Raw genomic sequence first — 19,548 nt, 5'->3', positions numbered from 1 at the left:
GGAGGTGACAGAAATGTTGGAAAAAGAAGAGCGTGTCCTGAAACAGGATGCCCAGGAGGTCCATCTTCATGCAGAGGAGATTCAAGAATTGAAAATTCATAATGCAATGCGCAGTGGAATGGCGCAAGGGAAAAAACGCAGCAAACGGCGTTTCTATTCCTATGGGGCCGGCGCCGTATTAGCCGCGGCCGCAGCCATTTTTGTGCTTGTCTCATCCATCGGCTTGCCGGCCGAAGGTACAGACGATTCGGTCCTCGGCGGTTCAGTGCAGGCGGCCAGTACCACAAGCTGGAATGATTTTGCGGACTATCGCAAACAGCCATTAAAAAACCAGCTGGTTGGCGGCATCCTGGAACGAAATCTGGTCCAACCGGTGCGTCAAAGCGCATCAAACAAAGGATATCGTATGGATGTGGATGGCGCCGTCACAGATGGCCGTAAAGTGTATATCCTATTCAATGTGCACAATGGTACGGATAAAGTAGTCAATCCTGGGCATACAAAAATTCAATTCGGTGATTATGAGGTTCCGGATCCGCATCGGGGCGCAGCCCTGGAATTAGTGTACAGTGGCGAATCCAGAATTCAGCCCGGCGAAGACAAGAAATTTATTTATTCCACTAACTATCCGGCTGCCATCACTGCATCCAAGGAGGTGAAGTTCACTGTAATTCTAACCGGAACGTCCGATCAGGCGCTCGTTTCCAGCAGCAACAAGTATCGGACCAGCCTGGAGGTATCGTTTCAGCTTGACCCGGACGAATTCAAAGACCAGGTGCACACACTCTCTGTGAATCGCACGCTTACAGTGGACGGTCAACAGATCAAAGTGCGCCAAGTGCAGTATACTCCGTTCAATACTTATGTCGATCTGGAGTATGACGAGGCGAACACCAAACAGATTTTCAGCCTGCTGAATCCTGTTCTGATCGCAACGACTGGGAGTCAAACCGAGAAATTGGTCTATCCGGGCAGAATCACGGCCGATAATTCCGAGGAGTACAAAGACCACTCTCAGGCAACGCTGGTGTTCAGGTATACCCAGCTTAACCAGCCGGACTCTGCCACGCTGAAGATTGCCGGTATCTCGGCTCTGGAGCCGGACCGTATGAAATTTGTGGTCGATCCGAACAAGCAGCAAGTGATTGAAGCACCGACAAACGATTGGGAAATGATCACCTCCAAACAAGAACATAATGCAGCGGCTGAAGAGATTCTGCTCCGGCGCAAGGTGACCGACATGTTTTATTATACCGATTCGCAAGGGGCGGTACAGGCAGAGTCCATCGGCGTAGGACTGGACGACAAATTCACCGATGCCAGCGGCCAGGTGCATGATAGAACCAATCGGGAAACGCCACTAATCGAATTCGGCGGAACCACGGTCTCTAGAGATGGTACGGGAATTGTCGAGATGAGTTTATCTTTTGGCAGTCAAGCTGCAGATTACCCGCAGCCGCTTACCCAATCGGTCTGGCGCATTTGGAATCCAATTATGGAGACGCATAGTATCGAGTTGTTCTCAAAGAAATAGAATACAGCAAGAAGCCCCGCCCAGCCGACAGGCTTGCGGGGCTTCTCCCTTTCTTAAGCCCTTTTACAGCAGTATAAGCATTCCTCTGCTTCGTCCGCTCCTAATTAATTTTAATAAGCTGCCATTTCTGGGCGTCGGTTCCGTTATCCGTCCATTGCTGCACGACCGCTCCGTCTGCGGTAGAGGAGTTAGAGACATCCATGGCCAGCCCGCTGGCTTTGGAGATCAGCTTGTAATATCCGCCGCCCACATCGATGATGCTCCACCGCTGGGCGTTGCTGCCGTTGTCATTCGCCTGCTGAAGCTGGACTCCGCTTGCCGTGGAGGCATTCGGCACATCCAGCAGCTTGCCGCTATGCATCGCTGTAAGCTTGTAGAAGCCGTCTCCCGTGCTCTCCACTCTGAATTGCTGATTGGCGGCGGTGTAATTAGTCCACTGATGCATTTTGGCCCCGTCTGCCGTAGAGACATCCGTCACATCCAGTACTTTTCCGCTCGCTTTGTTCATCAAGGTGTAGACTCCGCCGCTGACAATGCCGCTCGAAGGAGCGCCCGCCTGATATACCCGTACATAATCCACAAGCATCTGTGCCGGGAAGCTGGTCGAGCCATTCGGAGCACCAGGCCAGTTGCCGCCTACCGCAAGATTCAGCAGCAGGAAGAACGGTTTCTGGAATTCCTCCGTATTGCCGGTTCCGTTCTCAATATAGAATTCATTGAACTGGTTGCCGTCGACGAACCATCTGATGTACTTCGAATCCCATTCCACACTGTATACATGGTATTGGGAGAAATCCAGATTACCGGATACCCTTCCGAATTCGGCATGGCCGCCTGCATCCCAGTGCACCGTACCGTTGACGGCAGCGTTATTATTTACCCGCTCCATAATATCGATCTCACCGCAGGCAGGCCAGCCGGGCGGGGTGTTGATATTGGAGCCGAGCATCCAGAACGCAGGCCATAATCCCTGGCCGGAAGGCAGCTTGATTCTGGCTTCGATTTTGCCATAGGTGAAATTCTTGAGTCCCTGTGTCTTAATCCGCGCCGAGGTATAATTCATGCCTTCATAGGATTCTTTCTGCGCCGTGATGACCAGGTTGCCGCCGGTAACCTTCAGGTTCTGTGAACGGTTCGTATAGTATTGCAATTCATTGTTGCCCCAGCCGCCGGTCCCTGTGCCAATCTCAGCTGTCCAGTTAGCGGTGTTCAGGGAGGAGCCGTCGAACTCATCGCTCCAGGCCAGATTCCAGGTTGCTGCGCTTGCGCTCCCCGCAGGGACCAGTGCGATGAATAACGTGAACAGCATGAACAGACTTAAGAATTTACCTCTTTTAAGCATTATTGCCCTCCTCTATTGATTTCAAAATGGCCAGCCTTATTTCAATGCACGCGTACGTTCGTGCAGTTGAAACCTTACCCAACCGGTTTCGGACATTGATAATGGCAGCGCCTTCTTCTGCTACATCCCATATATATCGTTTTTGCTTCCCGGAAGAACCAGAAATTTGACAATTCAGCAAACCTGGAGGAAAAGGAGAGGGCGTCCTTTCGTAAGACACTGCCTCATCAAGCCCAGCCACAGCAAAAAACCGCTCTCCAACGGAGGCGGTTCATGCTTTTGCAATGATGATACCTTGATTGCCGTACTACTCGAGTCCGTGCTCTTCGCGGATCTTATACATCCCTTGCACGAGCAGCTCCGAAGGATCACGGTTAAGCTGCAGATGCGTCAGTAACAGATGGAGCGGGATAGCGCATACGTTATTTCCGTCCGTGATTGCAGGGAAGCCTGCTTCAAAGACCGGTCCATGCTCCTCGTTCCAGGCCAGTCCGGCATGCACCTGCTCCGGTGCGAACTCCTCCGTTACAGCGGCGATACACATCGGAACCAGCACATTATCGACAGCGGCCTTGGCTTCCTCTTCACTGGCGAGCGGCTTAGGCATGGAGTTGCCTCCCTTGGTCTTCATCAGCTCGTGGAAGAAGGACGCCATCCAGATCTCCGGACTATTGCCGGACTGGAACCGGCCAGCCAGCTCACGAAGGAAGAAGCCGCAGTAATAATCAGCGTTATCTTTATCCTTCACACGGAATACAAATACCGGGCCGTAGTTGTCCAGGTTGAGCACCTGTCCTTCCACATCGCTGAAGCTCATTTTGAGCGCTACAATGCCGTTATGAAAAACAGCCTTGAGCAACTCATTCCAATTCTCTTCGGTCATGGCCTGCCCGGCAGCTTCCGCTTCACCGTTCACCGGCTCATTCGTGGTCTCATTGGTAGTTTCGTTTGTCATAATTAAATTCACCCCACTTTCTATCATACCATCCTATTGAACAAGGTAACATACCATATCTCTCAACTCAAATGGAAAGCTCTGCCGGATCCCCATGTATGTCCTTATGCGCAAGTGCTATACTAGACAGGGTACAGTAACCATCTCATTTTGCAGAAGGGAATGAACCAACCATGAATACTGAACAATTGGACCGGATTCACACTGGCCAAGGCTTTATAGCTGCTCTGGATCAGAGCGGAGGAAGCACCCCCAAAGCACTGCTGCAATACGGTATTAAGGAAGACCGTTATTCAGGGGACGAAGAGATGTACACCATGGTTCACAGCATGAGAACACGTATTATTCAGAGTCCCGCCTTTAACCGGGAGCATATTCTAGGTGCAATTCTGTTCGAGAACACGATGGACCGCCTCATAGACGGGCAATATACCGCCGATTACCTGTGGGAGCAGAAGGGCGTCGTGCCTTTTCTCAAAATAGACCAGGGACTGGCCGCTCCTCAGCACGGAGTCCAGCTCATGAAGCCTATCCCCGCCCTCAATGATCTGCTGAAGCGGGCAGTCAGCAAGCATATCTTCGGCACCAAAATGCGCTCCGTAATTCATGAGGCGAACCCGGAGGGTATCCGGCAGGTCGTGGAGCAGCAGTTCGAGCTGGCCCGGCAGATCGCCGCCTTCGGACTCGTTCCGATTATTGAACCGGAAGTAGATATCCTAAGCAAGGACAAGCAGGAGTCAGAGCAATTGCTGAAACGGGAACTGGCCGCACGTTTGTCTGAGCTGCCAGATGGCGTGAAGGTCATGCTCAAGCTGTCGATCCCGACAGAGGATAATTTATACAGTGAGCTCGCCGCAGATCCCCATGTGGTTCGGATCGTAGCACTCTCAGGAGGGTATACCCAGGCTGAAGCCAACGAGAAGCTCGCCCGGCAGCATGGAGTGATTGCCAGCTTCTCCCGCGCCTTATCCCAGGGGCTCAGCGATCAGCAGACGGAGGACGCATTCAACAGCACCCTCGTGGCGTCTATCCAGGCTATCTATGAGGCGTCGATTACTTGATCAGATCCATGCTCATTTAAGCTCATAGCTCCATATACAGAAGAGGACCCCAGGCCTAGTGCCGCGGGGTCCTCTTCTGTATATTCCGAATATAAGTTCCGAACTCAAAACTACGCCTGATAAATCACCGGCTGATCGCTGCTGTCACCGCAACAAATCTAAAGTGTTGCAGGATCTGCAACTTCCAGTTCTGTATACCTGGGTATGCGGGAGAGATGTTGCATGATATACAGGTTTTTTCAAGCTAATCCGCACAAAAGAGGGGTAATGCTGCCTTTCCTGCAACAATCTTCGATCAAGACCTGTTTAGTGGAGAGAATGTTGTATTTCAGGCAGGATTTCATAGCAGTAGCGCTCTTGCTCTAGCAGGAGCTATGCTTGCTTCAACCGCTTAATTCCCTCCCGCACCCTAGGCGCTACCTCTGTCCCGAAGAGGCGGATGGCCTGCATCACCTGGGCATGCGGCATGGAGCCGTGCGGGACATGCAGCAGGAAGCGGGTGATCCCTACATGCTCGTAGAGGTGGAGGATTTTGCGGGCAACTGTGTCCGGGTCGCCCACATATAGAGCACCGTCAAAGCTGCGGGCGGCATCGTAATCCGCACGGTGATACGAAGGGAGTCCTTTTTCCACCGCCCGGACATTCGTCCGCGCATGTGTAGACGGAAAGAAGCCCTCTACCGCAAGCTCGTCCGTCTCCGCAACATAACCATGAGAGTGTGAAGCAATTGGAAGCTTGGACACATCATGACCCGCCTTGGCTGCTGCCTCCTTATAGAGCCGTACATGCATGGCATAATCGGAAGGGTTCACATTGCCGATAATCGCCAGGGCAAAGGGCAGACCCAGGGTACCCGCACGGACCGCAGACTCCGGCGTTCCCGCACTCGCAATCCATACCGGCAGCGGATTCTGCTCCGGGCGCGGATAGATCTCCAGATTCGTTATAGCCGGACGGTGCTTGCCGCTCCAGCTCACCTTGCCGGGCTCCCGCAGCTTGAGCAGCAGGTCCAGCTTCTCGTCAAACAGCTCTTCGTAGTTCTTCAGATCATAGCCGAATAGAGGAAACGACTCGGTGAACGAGCCCCGGCCCACCATAATCTCGGCACGGCCCCCCGATATCCCGTCCAGTGTTGCGAAATCCTGAAATACCCGCACCGGATCGGCTGAGGACAGAATCATGACCGCACTGGTCAGGCGGATTCGGGTCGTCAGCGGTACAGCCGCCGCCATTAGCACAGCAGGCGATGAAGCTGCAAAATCAGGCCGGTGATGCTCACCCACGCCGTATACATCCAGTCCCACCTGATCCGCAAGCACGATCTCCTCCACCACTTCGCGCAGCCGCTCCGCATGGCTAAGAGTCACTCCGGTATTCACATCAGGCGTTGTCTCGACAAAGGTGCTTATTCCAAGTTCCACGTATTGTTCCTCCTAAAAGTCAGTAATCTTTATATTCTAAAACTAAATAGTCAAATATTCAAAGAAAACTTTAACCCGCAGCAAACAGGGCGCCCCGGCTGTATTAACAGCTCCAGAGGCACCCTGTTTCGTATTAGCTGGCTAATCGTAGCCGCTCCCGCTTACTTCACCAGCTCCTCCAGGCTGCCAAAAGCACCTGAAGCCGATTTCAGCTTGGATTCGCCTCCGACTACACAGAAGTAATTCTGCTGCGTTACCGCCGCAAGCAGACTGGCATAGCTCCTGATATCCCCGGCTGTGGCTGACAGGATTTCATTACGTTCCTGCTGAAGGTCTTCCGCCGTAATCTGCTCGAAATAATGCCGGTCCGCCTGACGGCCTGTAGCGCCGGGACTCAGCGGCTGGTCCAGCATGGCCAGGGTCCCGATAATCGCCCTCTCCATCTCCGCTTCATCAGCCGAATATTCTCCGGCAAACTGAGAGGCCCGGTCATAGACCTCCAGCGTCTCCAGCAGGTTCGGATCGCGGTAGGAAGTGAACAGGATTACCCCGTCGCGGCGCAGGAGCAGATTGCCGCCATACGCTCCGCCCTTGACCCGGACCGTATTCCACAGGTAGGTCAGGCTGAGGATCTTCTTAAGCACCTGCAGCTTGCCGGAATAGGCGAAGCCCAGCTTCTTGTAATCATAACCTTTGACTACATACTGCACCTGGCTCGCGGACATGAAGCCTTCGTTGACCGCCTGCCCCTGTGCAGATAAGAGCGGCAGGGACTCTACCACCCGTCTGCTCAGGTCCAGCTCCTGCACATGTGCGGCGAATTCTGCATACGAATCCGCCGTACCGGTGAGGGAGAGCGTCAGATTCTGCGTATTGAACAACAAGCCGCAGATTTCCTTCAAGGTATCTGCAAGCCCTTCAGCCTGCTGGTCAATGCTGCGGGCAAGCTCCTTGATGAAGCGGTAATACGCCACGCCGCCAAGCTGCTCCTCGTACATCCCCCGGTCCGAGAAGTAGGACAGCACCCGGCTGGCTGCAATCTCATTGCCTTTCTGGGTCAGCATCGCTTCCATGCCGGAGGCTTCCCGGCGGACAATCTCCTGCAGCTTGGACAGGTTATCCAGATTGCTGCCGTAGAGCAGCTCATGCAGCAGCTTCAGGGAACCGCCGATGTTGCCCTGCATGACCTTGATCCGCGCGCTGAATTTGGCCTGATAGCTTCCCTCCGCAGACTTCCCGGCTCCGAACACCTCATTCTGAAAACGGATGCCCCCGGTTGTAATCCCGATCTCACTGGTCAGCTCCTCAATACTATAGGCTTCCGTCTCCAGCTGTCCGAGCACTCTCGCCAGCAGCTCCAGATAAGGAATCTGCTGCGCTGCAAGCACGCTGGTGTCCCAGTACAGCTTGATATAGGCGATTGCACCGGCAGCCACTTCATGATGCAGCACCTTAATCCCGTCCAGCGCAACCTCAACTGTGGGTACCCCGGCCGGGGCAATAGGGTTAACATCCTGGAGGGTCAGCTTCGGCAGCTTCTCCAGCTCCTCTGCGGGGTCCGGTGTGTTCTGACGGGCCAGCAGCTTCTGCGTGCTAAGCACCAGCTCATCCAGCTGGGCCGGGGCCAAAGACGCTTTGTATGACGCCAGACGGCTGCGGACCGCCGCATCCTTTTCCCCCGTCAGAGTCTGTGAGGGCTGGAGGACAACGACACTACAGTGGTTACTGTTCAGCAGGTAGGTCTCAATCAGGCGCTCGAAATACCGCTCACCACTTTGCTCACGGATCGCCGTAATCGCTGCTTCATACTCCAGATACGTGGACGGCAAGCCGTCATACAGCCAGGCCTTCATCACTTCCATATTGTAGGTGAGACCCTTCGGATATTGGCTGAAATCGGCTTCCCGCAGTTCAAATTCCTTGCTGTTCACCGCAGCGAGCACCAGCTTCTCATCCAGTCCGTCAGCTGCAAGTCGGCTTAAGGTAGCTCTGACGAGATTCACGAATTCTTCCTTGGCACCGGGGTTGGAATGCGTCAAGGCAATACCCAGCATAGGCTGAACCATGCTATCTGAATAAAAAGCAACCACATCCTTGCCAAGGCCGCTCTCCAGCAGCGCTTGCTTCAGCGGGGCGGCGCTACTGTCCATCAGCATGCTTTTCAGAATGGCAAAAGCCAGATTCAGCTCCCGGTCCAGAGAGGTCCCAATTACATAATTCAAGCTCAAATATGTCTTGTCGGCAGCCGTTTCCGTCTCCAGAATGGGATACTCCGCCGTAAGCTGGGTCATGCCGGTCGGTGCCTGTAGTGCAATCGAAGTATCCATAGCCTTGCGGGTATAGCGGCTGAGATATTCTTCATGGATAAACTGCAGCCGTGCTTCGATATTCAAATCACCATAGAGATAGAAATAACTGTTCGAGGGGTGATAATAATTCCGGTGCGCCTCCAGAAACTGTTCATAGGTCAATGCAGGGATATGCTGCGGATCACCGCCGGAGGAGTGACGGTAGATCGTACCCGGGTAGAGCGATTTTTTGATCCGGTCAATCAGCACCGTCACCGGCGAGGAATACGAGCCCTTCATCTCATTGTAGACGACACCCTTATAGATCAGCTCATCCCCCGAATTGGGCAACTCATAGTGCCAGCCCTCCTGCTCGAAAATCTCCGGCTGACTGTAAATGTTCGGCTGAAAGACGCTGTCCAGATAGACCTCCATCAGATTGGCAAAATCCTGGTCATTCTGGCTGGCTACCGGATACATTGTTTTATCGCCAAAGGTAAAAGCGTTCAGGAACGTCTTCATCGAGCCCTTCAGCAGCTCTACGAACGGTTCCTTCACCGGGAATTTGCCGGAGCCGCAGAGGACCGAATGCTCCAGAATGTGAAACACTCCCGTGCTGTCCGCAGGCGGAGTCCGGAACGTGACACTGAATACCTTATTGTCATCCTGATTCTGTACATAGAGCAGCCGTGCGCCACTCTGCTGATGCTCCAGCGTGTATACGGAGGATTCGATTTCCCGTATGTACTCCTTGCGTATAACTTCAAACCCGGAATAGACCTCACCTGCTATTAAGCTGCTCATAACTTTTCCCTCCTTGGTTCAGGGCTGCCCTGATTCCATGAGCTTATCATATCCGGGGTTTCGGGTTCCACTATGAGCTGCATAGAGGCTTGTTCATTACTATAACCTCATGATCAAATATGTTAAAATATGCGGATAGCTTATCTTAGCAGCAATTGAAATGTACAGCAAAGGATGGATCATGATGGAGCTCACGATGAATTGGATTACACTCAGGGTACGCAATCTGGAGGCTTCCCTTGATTTCTATCACCGGATTCTAAGGCTTCCTGTGGAGCGCAGATTCGAGAGCAGAGGGAAGCAGATCGTCATGCTGGGGATAGAGGGGCAGCCGAAGCTTGAGCTGATAGAGGGTAATGACCCGCCGGTGAAGCCGGAGTGCGGAGTGTCTGTAGGCTTCGAGGTCGCATCGCTCGACAAGGCTATGGCCGAACTTGCTAAGGAAGGAATCCCGGTAGCCCGCGGCCCCATCGCGCCGAATCCCAGCCTGCGCTTCTTCTATATTCTGGACCCAGACGGTTTCGAGGTGCAGCTTGCGGAGCATATGTAACGGCGTTCGGATGGGCTTGCCATCCACGGACTAGCACTAGTGTACCTGATTTGCTGATTTAACCTGCGATTGGGCCGAATGAGATGCATTAGTGCTCCTCATTTGGCCCACGCGCCTGCATGCCAGCATAATGTATGCTGTTTTCTGCATACATTTGAGCCATGCGCCTGCATGTGAACACAATGAATGCTGTTTTCCACATACATTCGGGCCCTGCGCCTGCATGTGAACACAATGTATGCTGTTTTCCACATACATTCGGGCCCTGCGCCTGCATGTGAACACAATGTATGCTGTTTTCCACATACATTCGGGCCATGCGCCTGCATGTGAACACAATGTATGCTGTTTTCCGCATACATTTGAGCCATGCGCCTGCATGTGAACACAATGTATGCTGTTTTCCACATACATTCGGGCCATGCGCCTGCATGTGAACACAATGCATGCTGTTTTCCACATACATTTGGCCCATGTACCGCTGTACCAGCCGTTTGTATGCGGTTTTTAGCATACATTCAGCGTTTTACCGATGAAATTAGATACACTCCTGCTCTCCCGGCGACCCTTCAGCCCCATTCAGCAACCAAGTCACTCTACGAATCATTCAAAGAGCTCTTTTCCACAAATGTAGACTCACCTTGTCCACAACAGGGGGAATTATAATTTCCTGTACAGCAAAAAAACGGCATTTCTGCCGTTTTTTAAGGGATGGACTCTCAGGGGCTCGAACCCTGGACAAATAGATTAAGAGTCTACTGCTCTACCAACTGAGCTAAGAGTCCGTATGGTGTCTATATATCATTACTCTAGACGATGATCTCTAAGCTGACTGCGTCCGCTCAAAAGTACTTTCATAGTATACTTTTTTGAACGGGCGCTGTCAACTGTTTTATTAAAAGTTTCTCACCCCCGGCTAGGAACAGCTGTCTACACGCGATTCTTCCGCATCATCACCACATACACGGGGAGTCCGGCAAGCGTGATGCCAATCCCTATAAGCGAGCGCAGCGGATCACTGATAATTGTACTGGCTAGAATATAGAGCCCCCCTGCTACACCAAGGATCGGGGTGAACGGATATAGCGGCACACGGTAGCGGCCTTGTACAGGCGGCAGCTTCCTGCGCAGGAGGAACACGCCGAACACGCCCATGGTGAAGAAGATCCAGAGCACGAACACCAGCAGATCCGTCAGCGTATTGAAGGTGCCCGAGAAGATGTAGACCACCGCCAGCACACTCTGAAAAACAAGCGCATTCGCCGGTGTCTGGAACTTCGGATGAATGCTGCTCAGCACCCGTGAGAACGGAAGCTGTCCCCGCTCCCCCATCACATGCGGCACCCGTGCTGCGGTCATGAGATAACCGTTCAGCGCACCCAGCACAGAGACAATAATGCCTGCCGTAATAAAGGCTCCGCCGCCGCTACCGAACAGCGCCTCTGCTGCATCGGCACCCGGAGTCGGGGACGACACAATCTGGTCATAGGGCAGCGCCTGGAACACCGCAATATTGAACAACACATATACGGCAATGACAAAAATAACACCGATCGAAATGACCTTCGGCAGCGTCCTGGCCGGGTCTTTGATCTCTCCCGCCATATTGGTTACGCTGATCCAGCCGTCATAAGCCCAGAGTGTGCCGAGCACTGCAGCCCCGAAGCCTGCACCCGCAGCCGCTGTACCGATGCCGCCGAAGCCTGGAGCCAGATCCGAGAACAGTCCGACGCCCACAATGCCCACCACCGGAATCAGCTTCCCAACCGTAGCCACCGTCTGAATGATCCCGCCGAACTTCGTCGCTATAACATTCATCAGCAGAATAAAGGCCAGAATGCCCACGGCAAGCAGCTTCTGCTGCCACGCATTCAACGGCAGAAAGTAACCGGAATAAGTAGCAAAAGCAATGGCCAGCGCCGCCACAGAAGCCGGATAGGAGATCACCGCCTGCACCCAGCCAAGCAGATATCCGAACACCCCGCCGTACAATTCACTTAAATAAGTATATAGGCCTCCCGACTTTGGAATGGCCGCAGCGATCTCCGCCACACTAAGCGCCGAAGCCAGGGTAATGATCCCTCCAACACCCCAGGCCAGAATACTCATCCATGGGCTACCCGCATTATTCAATACAATTCCGGGCTTCAAAAAAATCCCCGATCCGATAATCATCCCGACCACCAGGGCCAGGGCTTGCAGGAACGTAATACTTTTGGTTAACGGCTTTGTTGTCATGATGTGATTCATTGTCCTTCCGTTCTGTGAAATATTTATCATGCTTTTATTTCTCTATTTGTCCTGTTCACCCCTCTTTTTGAGCCGGAGAAATTGGTTATAAACCAAACTCCCCATTGTAACTAACACTATATGGAAGATATACTGAAGCCTGGGCGTATTTCCCTGGGCATAGCTGGTTCGCTCAGCGCCACAACCTTCGAGGAGGCATATACCTTTATGCTGTACACTCCAGGCATTACCGACTGCTCACCGGCAGAGGTGAATTATGACGCAACAAGAATCGGGGTATTGCATACCCACTTCCAGCAACTGATCGATGACAAAAAGATTCAAGCCGCCTCATATTGTATATCCAGATACGGCAAGACGTTCATGCACGGCGCCATCGGCCCCCTCTCCTACCGCGAAGAGCGGACGGAGCCGTTGTTGCCGACTACCGTTCATAGAATTGCTTCAATCACCAAAGCCATTACCTCCGTGGCCATAGCCAAGCTTGTGGAGGATGGCGTGCTCCGGCTGGACCTTCCCGTCGGCACTTTTCTGAAACCGTTTAACGTGGAGCCTTTTGCCAAAATCGACATCTACAGCCTGCTTACCCATACTTCCGGCCTGTTCCCCGACTGCGCGGGCAGCATGATTCCTTATCACAAAAGCTATTGGCAGCTCATCGGCGAATACTTCGACAGCTACAAGCCGGAGGACGGGGAGCCGGACTGGATCACCGCCGCGCTGAGCTGCGGCGTGAATAAGAAGGTAGGCGAGGAATGGCAATACTGCTCCTTCGGCTTCTGTATTCTTGGCGAGATTATCAGGAAGGTGACAGGTGTTCCTGCCGAGCAGTACATAGAAGAACAGATTCTGAAGCCGCTCGGCATGAAGGACACGATGTGGGAGCCGACGCCGGAGCTGGCCGGACGCTTCATTGTCCGCAACGAAATGCGGGAAAAGCAGTTGAATGAGCTGGCCCAAGGCATCCAGCCTGAAGTCTCTGCGGCAGATAAGCTGTGGGAGACCGTATCCAGTACCGGCGGAGGGCTGTCCTCCACACCGGCTGACCTGATCCGCTTCGCCAACATGCTGCTGGGCATGGGCAGGCTGGGCGAGACCCGCATTCTCGGCCGCAAAGCCGTCGAGAAGCTCACCACCCGTACACTCTACGGGGTTCCCGACTACTGTTGGGGCAATGATGTCAAAGACCGGAGCTACGGCATTGGACTGGATATGCGGAAGGGTCCTGCCTTCTTTTACTCCGAGGGCAGTTATTTCCATGAAGGAGCCGGAGCCTGCTGTATGGTGATGGACCCTGCCGAACAGCTTGCTGCGGTATGGTTCGTGCCGTTCAAGGACGATAACTGGTACGCGGAGGCGCTGTTCAATGTCACCAATATTATCTGGTCAGGCGTGATCTGATGAACCGCCTTAAGCATAACTGGAGGATCTGCCGCTCCGTGGCGGCGGTAACCTATAAGGAGTGGAGTGCCTACCGCACCCACTCCCTGGTGTCCGTAATCGTCGGTCCTGTCTATTTCATGGTGCAATATTTCATCTGGACCGCAGTCTATGGAGAGCAGGCTACACTGGGCGGGCTTGATCTCCAGCAAATGATCCGCTACTTCGGGGCAACGGCGCTGATTGGCTACCTGATCATGGATTTCGCCGACTGGAATCTGTCGATGCTTGTCCGCACCGGCAAGTTTCTGACCTTCCATCTGCGTCCGGTCGATCACCGCTCCTTCGCGCTGTTTCAGAAGCTCGGGCACCGTTTCCTTGGCTTGGTGTTTGAATTTCTGCCATGCCTGCTGATTTTTATCTTTATCTTCGGCATCGATATGCGGCCGGCAAGCCTGCCGTGGACCATAGTGTCCGTGCTGCTCGCTTTTCTGATGAATTTCTATGTCAACTATACGATTGGACTCACCTCCTTCTGGCTGGTGCAGTCAGGGGGCATACGGAGTGCGTTCATGCTGGTGTCGGGGATTTTCTCAGGTGCGCTGATTCCGCTGGATTTCTTCCCGCACTGGCTTCAGGTGACCCAGTTGTTCCTGCCGTTTCAATACATTGCTTATATGCCTGCCATGGTGTTCACCGGCCATTATTCACTCGGCGGCCTGGAGTTATCCATCCCGGAGGCTGTCGGCATGCAGGGGGCGGCTGTGCTGGTAATGTTCGGGTGCAATGAGCTGGTCCGCCGCCGGGCCATGAAGCAGTTTACCGCGGTCGGCGCGTGAATGAATGCCCCGAAGAAAGGAACATTCTTGACATGAAAAGGTATGTAGATGTATACAAGCAGTGCATGTACTCCGCCGTGCAGACGGCTTCGGCCTATAGGATGAACTTCATCGTCAGCAGTCTGATTACCCTCATCGGTAATATACTGTTTCCGCTGGTGACCCTGCTGATCTACCGGGCAGGCACCAGCTTCCCCGGCTGGAGCTTATACGAGGTCTTGTTGATCCAGTCCGTATTCACGATGTCCAGCGGCCTCTCCAGCCTTGTCTTCGGAGGGGTCATGTGGACCACCATGTCGCATGTCCGGGAGGGCAGCTTCGAGGTAGTGCTGCTTAAGCCGCTGAATCCGCTATTCTACCTTGTGGCTACGACCTTCTCCACCGAAAGTGCCGGGCTGTTCCTGGGCGGAGCGGCGTTATTCGTGTTCTCCGCCTGGCATGTAGGCGCGATTCCGGCCTTAGCCTGGCTGCAATTCGCAGGCATGTTCTTCGCCGGAACGGCAGTCCTGGCCGGATTATCACTGATGATGGCGGCGATGTCTTTCAAATGGGTCGGTAATTCGCGGATATCCGAGCTGGCCGACAGTGTACTGAGTGTCGGCAAGTATCCGCTGCCGATCTTCCCGAAGGCGGTGCAGGCGGCAGCGACGATGATCATTCCTGTGGGCATGGTCGGCTTCCTCCCGGCCTCGGCGCTGCTAGGCCGGGTAGAAGCCAGTGATTTTGCAGCGATACTGCCCTGCTGCTTGTTCCTGGCGGCGGGCATAGCGGTGTACCGGCATATGATCCGATTGTACGAGGGGGTTGGCGGCTGATGCCGGTTATAGATGTGAAGCATTTAACGAAGACGTACACCACTTATAAGCGGGGCGCAGGCATGGGGCAGACCTTCAGGAGCTTCTTCAAGCGTGAAGAAATCTCAGTCCAAGCCGTGAACGATATCAGCTTTGCCATTGAGCAAGGGGAAATCTGCGGCATGCTGGGGCCTAACGGGGCCGGCAAATCGACGACCATCAAAATGCTCTGCGGCGCACTCTACCCGACAAGCGGGGAGATTTCGGTCCTCGGCTATTCCCCGGCCCGTGACCGCAAGCGGTATGTCGGCAAAATCGGAGCTGTCTTCGGCCAGAAATCCCAGCTCATCTGGGATATTCCGCCCATTGACAGCTTCAATATGAACAAGGCCATCTACGGAATCTCCACCCCGGATTTCAATCATCGGCTGGAGGAGCTCGCGGCGCTGCTGGAAATCTCCCAGGTCATTGAGAAGCCCACCCGGGTGCTGTCGCTGGGCGAACGCATGAAATGCGAATTCGTCATGGCCATGCTGCACCAGCCGGACATCCTGTTCCTGGATGAGCCGACGATCGGGCTGGATGTGATCGCCAAGGTCAAGATCCGCGAATTCATCCGCCAGATGAACAAGAAGCTGAATATGACCTGTATCCTGACTACCCATGATCTGGAGGATGTGGAGGAGCTGGCGCACCGGGTCATCGTCATTAACCATGGCGAGAAGGTGTTCGATGATTCGCTGCAGCGGCTTAAAGTCTTTCTGGGAGAGAAGAAGCAGGTGAGCTTTACCTTTGTAGAGTCTGTGCAGAACACCCCCTTCGACAACGATTACACCAAGGTGGTTGAGCGGCCGTCAGACTTCCAGGTTACGCTGGAGGTGGACACCGCCCGCATCTCGATCAGCGAGTTCATCGAGAATATCTCCCGCAAGCACGGCTTCTCGGATATTTCGGTCAAGGAGCTGCCGATTCAGCAGGTGGTCATGAATATTTATGAGAGTGCACAAGCATAAACCAACAAACAGCCTGAACCGTCACTTTACCGTGACAGCTCAGGCTGCTTTTTTCCAGGCATTTATTAGCTCTTATGGACGGAGTAACTCCCGCTTAGGCAGCTTCGTCTTACTTCCCGGCAGCCAGCTCAGACGCAAGCTTCTCCGCCCCGTCAAAGATGGAATAGCTATATCCCCAGAACTGGTTGAAGTCAATCTTATAGATCGCTTTGTTCTGGATTGCCTTCAGACTCTGCAGTGACGGATCGGCATAGAACGCTTTTATCGACTGGTCAGCATCAATACCGCCTGTGTACACCGAGATCAGCAGGACATCCGGGTTGGTCGCAATCAATTGCTCCTTGCTGATCTCACCGGTCACATCCGCGTAGCTGTTGGTCAGTCCAAGCAGTCCCAGCACATCTCCCGCAAAAGTATCCACATTCCCGCTATAGACGGCGATCGCGCCGTTGCCCCCGTCAGAGACGTAAGCAAAGGTCTTCCCTCCTGCTGCTGCCCCTTCCTTCAGCTTCGCTGCACGCTCCTTCAGCTCTGCAATATATGCAGTAGCCTTCTCCTGCACATCAAAGATCTGGCCGAGCTGTTCAATATCCTTGTACAGGCTGTCAAGCGTTGCCCCTTGCAGACTGGTGCTCTGCACGAAGGTCTTGATGCCCAGCTCATTGAGTCCGCCTACCGTCCCGACTCCCCAATCCGCATCCGCGAACAGACCGCCGCGCCCCATCACCAGATCCGGGCTTGCGCCTACAACCAGCTCTTTGCTGGCATAGTCCTGGGAGATGACAGGAATCTTCTTGAATTCCTCTTGAACCGCCGGATCGCCTGCACCGTAGAGAGCCGCAACCCCAACCATTTTGTCGGTAAGCCCCAGCTTAATCAGCAGTTCAGCCGCACCTTGGGTATTCGCTACTACCTTCTCAGGAGCCTTATCGAAGGTCTGCGATTTAGTCGTCCATTCGGTGCCTTCCCCGTTATTCGTATGGTTCTCAACAGTAAGCGGATATACCGTCTTGGCCGCCGCAGGTGCAGTCTCCGCCGGTGCGGGACTGGCCGATGCAGGTGCAGCCGTTGCCGCCGCTTCCTTCTCATTACCTGCATTGGAAGAACAAGCTGCCAGCATGACCGCCATCACCAGAACCGCCAGCAGCGGTACATATCGTTTGAATATTTTCTTCATTCTTTGGTTCCCCTTTTCTGTATGTATGTTAGTTATCCTGCGGGTAGGGCATTAAGCCCATAGCCTTGCAGGGGATACCTCCGTAGAATATAGAAAGTTGGACAGCATGTCAATGAGAATTATTATCATTGACAATCGTTCTCAATATCCTTTATATTTAAAAACATGCTACGATATTCTGCTCACAGTGTCTTCTGATGAGTCCGTCCATACTAATCTTTTAATGTAAAGGAGCCTTCCCATTGTCATGCATACTGATCTAGCCGTACCTTCACAGCCTAAGCAATCTCTCATTCATTCCCGTTACGGCTTCATGGCTGTTATAGGCGTCCTGTTCATTATCACCCTGCTGTCTGCCGGGGCTGCGGTCTCCTTCGGCCAGGTGGACATTCCTGTCTCCCAATCCTACCGGATTCTGCTTCATCACATCACAGGCATCCAGATTGGAGATATGCAGGAGCTGACGAACGGTTCTTTCGTGGATATTATCTGGAAAATCCGCTTCCCGCGCGTCCTGATGGCGATGTTCATCGGCGCCGGACTTACGCTGTGCGGGACGATCATGCAGGCGGCGGTACAGAATCCCCTGGCTGATCCATACATACTCGGTATTTCCTCCGGCGCTTCGCTGGGCGCAACCTTCGCCATCCTGATCGGCTTCGGCTCGATGGGGCTGCTCGGCCAGTCGGGAGTCGCCTTTTGGGCTTTTGCAGGGGCGGTTGGCGCATCTCTGCTGGTCCTCACACTTGCCAGTGCGGGCGGCAAAATGACCTCCGTCAAGCTGGTGCTGGCCGGGATGGTCATTAACGCTTTATGTACCGCTTTTGCCAATTTCATTGTCTATTTCGCGAACAATGCCGAAGGCATTAAGACAGTTACCTTCTGGACGATGGGCAGCCTGGCCGCCTCCAGCTGGGACAAGCTGCCGCTGATCTCGGTCACCGTCATCCTCGCCGTTATCCTGTTCCTCTCGCAGTTCCGTGTGCTGAATGCCATGCTGCTAGGAGATGAGGCGGCGGTTACGCTGGGCATTCATCTGGGTGCCTACCGCAGAGTCTACATGATTCTCACAGCGCTGATTACCGGCGTTATGGTAGCAAGCTGCGGGATGATCGGCTTCGTGGGACTGATTATCCCCCATCTGGTGCGGGGACTGGTAGGCTCGGACCATCGCAGGCTGCTGCCGGCGTCGATTCTGTTCGGGGCGATCTTCCTGATCTGGACGGACGTCATTGCCCGGACCATCGTCCCGAATGTGGAGCTGCCGATCGGGATCATTACCGCCCTGATTGGCGCGCCGATGTTCATGTACATGCTGATTAGAAAAGGCTATGCCTTCGGAGGGAAAAGCTGATGAATCTGAATGTTGAACGGCTAAGCGTCTCTTTCGGTGAGGCGAAGATTGTGCAGGAGGTCTCGCTGAGGGTGCAAAATAAGCAATTCGTCGGTCTGATCGGCCCGAACGGCTGCGGCAAATCGACGCTGCTCAAGAGCATCTATAAAGTCATTAAACCGCGCCAGGGCGATGTCTTCCTCTCTGAGCTTAATGTGATCAAGGCCAGCCCGAAGCTTGTTGCCCGGAAGCTGGGCGTAGTCGGCCAGTTCAACGAGCTGAGCTTCGACTTCACCGTTCGTGAGATGGTGGCAATGGGCCGGACGCCCCACAAAGGCATGCTGGAAACCGACAGCCAGCAGGACGCTGACATTGTCTCGGCCGCACTCCGCAAGGTCAATCTGGAGGGGCATACTGGCCGCAGCTATAATTCCTTATCCGGCGGCGAGAAGCAGCGGGTCATTCTGGCGCGTGTGCTGGCCCAGCAGCCGGAATTCATGATTCTGGACGAACCGACCAACCATCTGGATATCAAATACCAGCTGCAGATTCTGAATATCGTCCGAAAGCTGGATATCGGCATTCTCGCCGCCCTCCATGATCTCACCCTGGCCGCTGAATATTGCGACTATCTGTATGTTATGAAGGAAGGCCGGGTCGCGGCCTGCGGAGCCCCGGAGGATATTCTGACGAAGGAATTAATCCGCGAGGTCTTCGATGTGGAGTGTGAGACCTACCGCAATCCGGTCACTGGAGCGCTGGGTATCGCCTATCTGGAGACAAGGTAATCCTTCGGGACAAATGGA

15 protein-coding genes and 1 tRNA gene are annotated in these 19,548 nt (G+C 53.8%); 9 read left to right on the top strand and 7 right to left on the bottom strand.

The annotated features are described in order from the left end of the window. Positions 1-13 precede the first annotated feature (13 nt). Complete coding sequence (locus NST69_RS08820; protein WP_342549024.1) at positions 14-1,534, top strand: DUF4179 domain-containing protein; 1,521 nt, start codon at positions 14-16, stop codon at positions 1,532-1,534. A 100-nt stretch (positions 1,535-1,634) separates the two neighbouring features. Here NST69_RS08820 and NST69_RS08815 read toward each other — a convergent pair whose 3' ends face one another. Both NST69_RS08815 and NST69_RS08810 read right to left on the bottom strand, forming a co-directional pair. Then, positions 1,635-2,876 carry an RICIN domain-containing protein gene (locus tag NST69_RS08815; RefSeq protein WP_342549022.1) on the bottom strand — a complete coding sequence of 414 codons (1,242 nt, stop codon included), beginning with the start codon at positions 2,874-2,876 and terminating at the stop codon, positions 1,635-1,637. Positions 2,877-3,183: 307 nt separating this feature from the next. Further along, positions 3,184-3,831: a hypothetical protein gene (locus NST69_RS08810; protein WP_036725428.1), complete on the bottom strand. Its 648-nt coding sequence runs from the start codon at positions 3,829-3,831 to the stop codon at positions 3,184-3,186. Between the two features lie 173 nt (positions 3,832-4,004). On the opposite strand from NST69_RS08810, the gene NST69_RS08805 reads away from it, so the two are divergent. After that, entirely contained in the window at positions 4,005-4,892 is an 888-nt protein-coding gene (locus NST69_RS08805) for a fructose bisphosphate aldolase (RefSeq protein ID WP_342549021.1), read from the top strand. Positions 4,893-5,264: 372 nt separating this feature from the next. Here the strand turns inward: NST69_RS08805 and NST69_RS08800 are convergent, their stop codons facing one another. Both NST69_RS08800 and NST69_RS08795 read right to left on the bottom strand, forming a co-directional pair. After that, positions 5,265-6,314, bottom strand: coding sequence for an Atu2307/SP_0267 family LLM class monooxygenase (locus NST69_RS08800; protein ID WP_342549020.1), 1,050 nt, complete (start codon positions 6,312-6,314; stop codon positions 5,265-5,267). A 161-nt stretch (positions 6,315-6,475) separates the two neighbouring features. Continuing rightward, positions 6,476-9,406 (bottom strand): insulinase family protein, encoded by a 2,931-nt coding sequence (locus tag NST69_RS08795; protein ID WP_342549019.1) that lies wholly within the window; start codon positions 9,404-9,406, stop codon positions 6,476-6,478. Positions 9,407-9,566: 160 nt separating this feature from the next. On the opposite strand from NST69_RS08795, the gene NST69_RS08790 reads away from it, so the two are divergent. After that, entirely contained in the window at positions 9,567-9,956 is a 390-nt protein-coding gene (locus tag NST69_RS08790; protein WP_342549018.1) for a VOC family protein, read from the top strand. Between the two features lie 712 nt (positions 9,957-10,668). Here the strand turns inward: NST69_RS08790 and NST69_RS08785 are convergent. Further along, positions 10,669-10,741: transfer RNA gene (locus NST69_RS08785), tRNA-Lys, on the bottom strand. A 145-nt stretch (positions 10,742-10,886) separates the two neighbouring features. After that, positions 10,887-12,194: an amino acid permease gene (locus NST69_RS08780; RefSeq protein ID WP_342549017.1), complete on the bottom strand. Its 1,308-nt coding sequence runs from the start codon at positions 12,192-12,194 to the stop codon at positions 10,887-10,889. A 219-nt stretch (positions 12,195-12,413) separates the two neighbouring features. On the opposite strand from NST69_RS08780, the gene NST69_RS08775 reads away from it, so the two are divergent. From NST69_RS08775 to NST69_RS08760, 4 genes are read left to right on the top strand one after another with little or no spacing between them, the layout of a single operon-like run. Next, on the top strand, positions 12,414-13,607 hold the full coding sequence (locus NST69_RS08775) for a serine hydrolase domain-containing protein (RefSeq protein WP_342549016.1): 1,194 nt from the start codon (positions 12,414-12,416) through the stop codon (positions 13,605-13,607). Further along, on the top strand, positions 13,607-14,425 hold the full coding sequence (locus tag NST69_RS08770; RefSeq protein WP_342549015.1) for an ABC-2 family transporter protein: 819 nt from the start codon (positions 13,607-13,609) through the stop codon (positions 14,423-14,425). Before NST69_RS08775 ends, NST69_RS08770 begins: the two co-directional genes overlap by 1 nt. A 32-nt stretch (positions 14,426-14,457) precedes the next feature. Continuing rightward, positions 14,458-15,240: an ABC-2 family transporter protein gene (locus NST69_RS08765; protein WP_342549014.1), complete on the top strand. Its 783-nt coding sequence runs from the start codon at positions 14,458-14,460 to the stop codon at positions 15,238-15,240. Then, positions 15,240-16,232, top strand: coding sequence for an ATP-binding cassette domain-containing protein (locus NST69_RS08760; protein ID WP_342549013.1), 993 nt, complete (start codon positions 15,240-15,242; stop codon positions 16,230-16,232). Before NST69_RS08765 ends, NST69_RS08760 begins: the two co-directional genes overlap by 1 nt. Before the next feature lie 109 nt (positions 16,233-16,341). Here NST69_RS08760 and NST69_RS08755 read toward each other — a convergent pair whose 3' ends face one another. Further along, the gene (locus NST69_RS08755) at positions 16,342-17,409 is read right to left on the bottom strand and encodes an ABC transporter substrate-binding protein (protein ID WP_339313464.1); all 1,068 of its coding nucleotides are present in this window, start codon (positions 17,407-17,409) and stop codon (positions 16,342-16,344) included. Positions 17,410-17,656: 247 nt separating this feature from the next. Here NST69_RS08755 and NST69_RS08750 point away from each other — a divergent pair, with 247 nt between their 5' ends. Together NST69_RS08750 and NST69_RS08745 are read left to right on the top strand one after the other, a co-directional pair. After that, entirely contained in the window at positions 17,657-18,763 is a 1,107-nt protein-coding gene (locus NST69_RS08750; RefSeq protein WP_036725444.1) for an iron ABC transporter permease, read from the top strand. Further along, positions 18,763-19,530, top strand: coding sequence for an ABC transporter ATP-binding protein (locus NST69_RS08745; RefSeq protein ID WP_036725446.1), 768 nt, complete (start codon positions 18,763-18,765; stop codon positions 19,528-19,530). The genes NST69_RS08750 and NST69_RS08745 overlap by 1 nt, the downstream gene beginning before the upstream one ends. Positions 19,531-19,548 lie beyond the last annotated feature (18 nt).

The sequence above is a fragment of the Paenibacillus sp. FSL P2-0089 genome (assembly GCF_038595095.1).
GTDB lineage: Bacteria > Bacillota > Bacilli > Paenibacillales > Paenibacillaceae > Paenibacillus_AQ > Paenibacillus_AQ silagei.
Note: the sequence above shows the minus strand (reverse complement) of the source record. Positions and strands in the feature narration are given on the sequence as shown.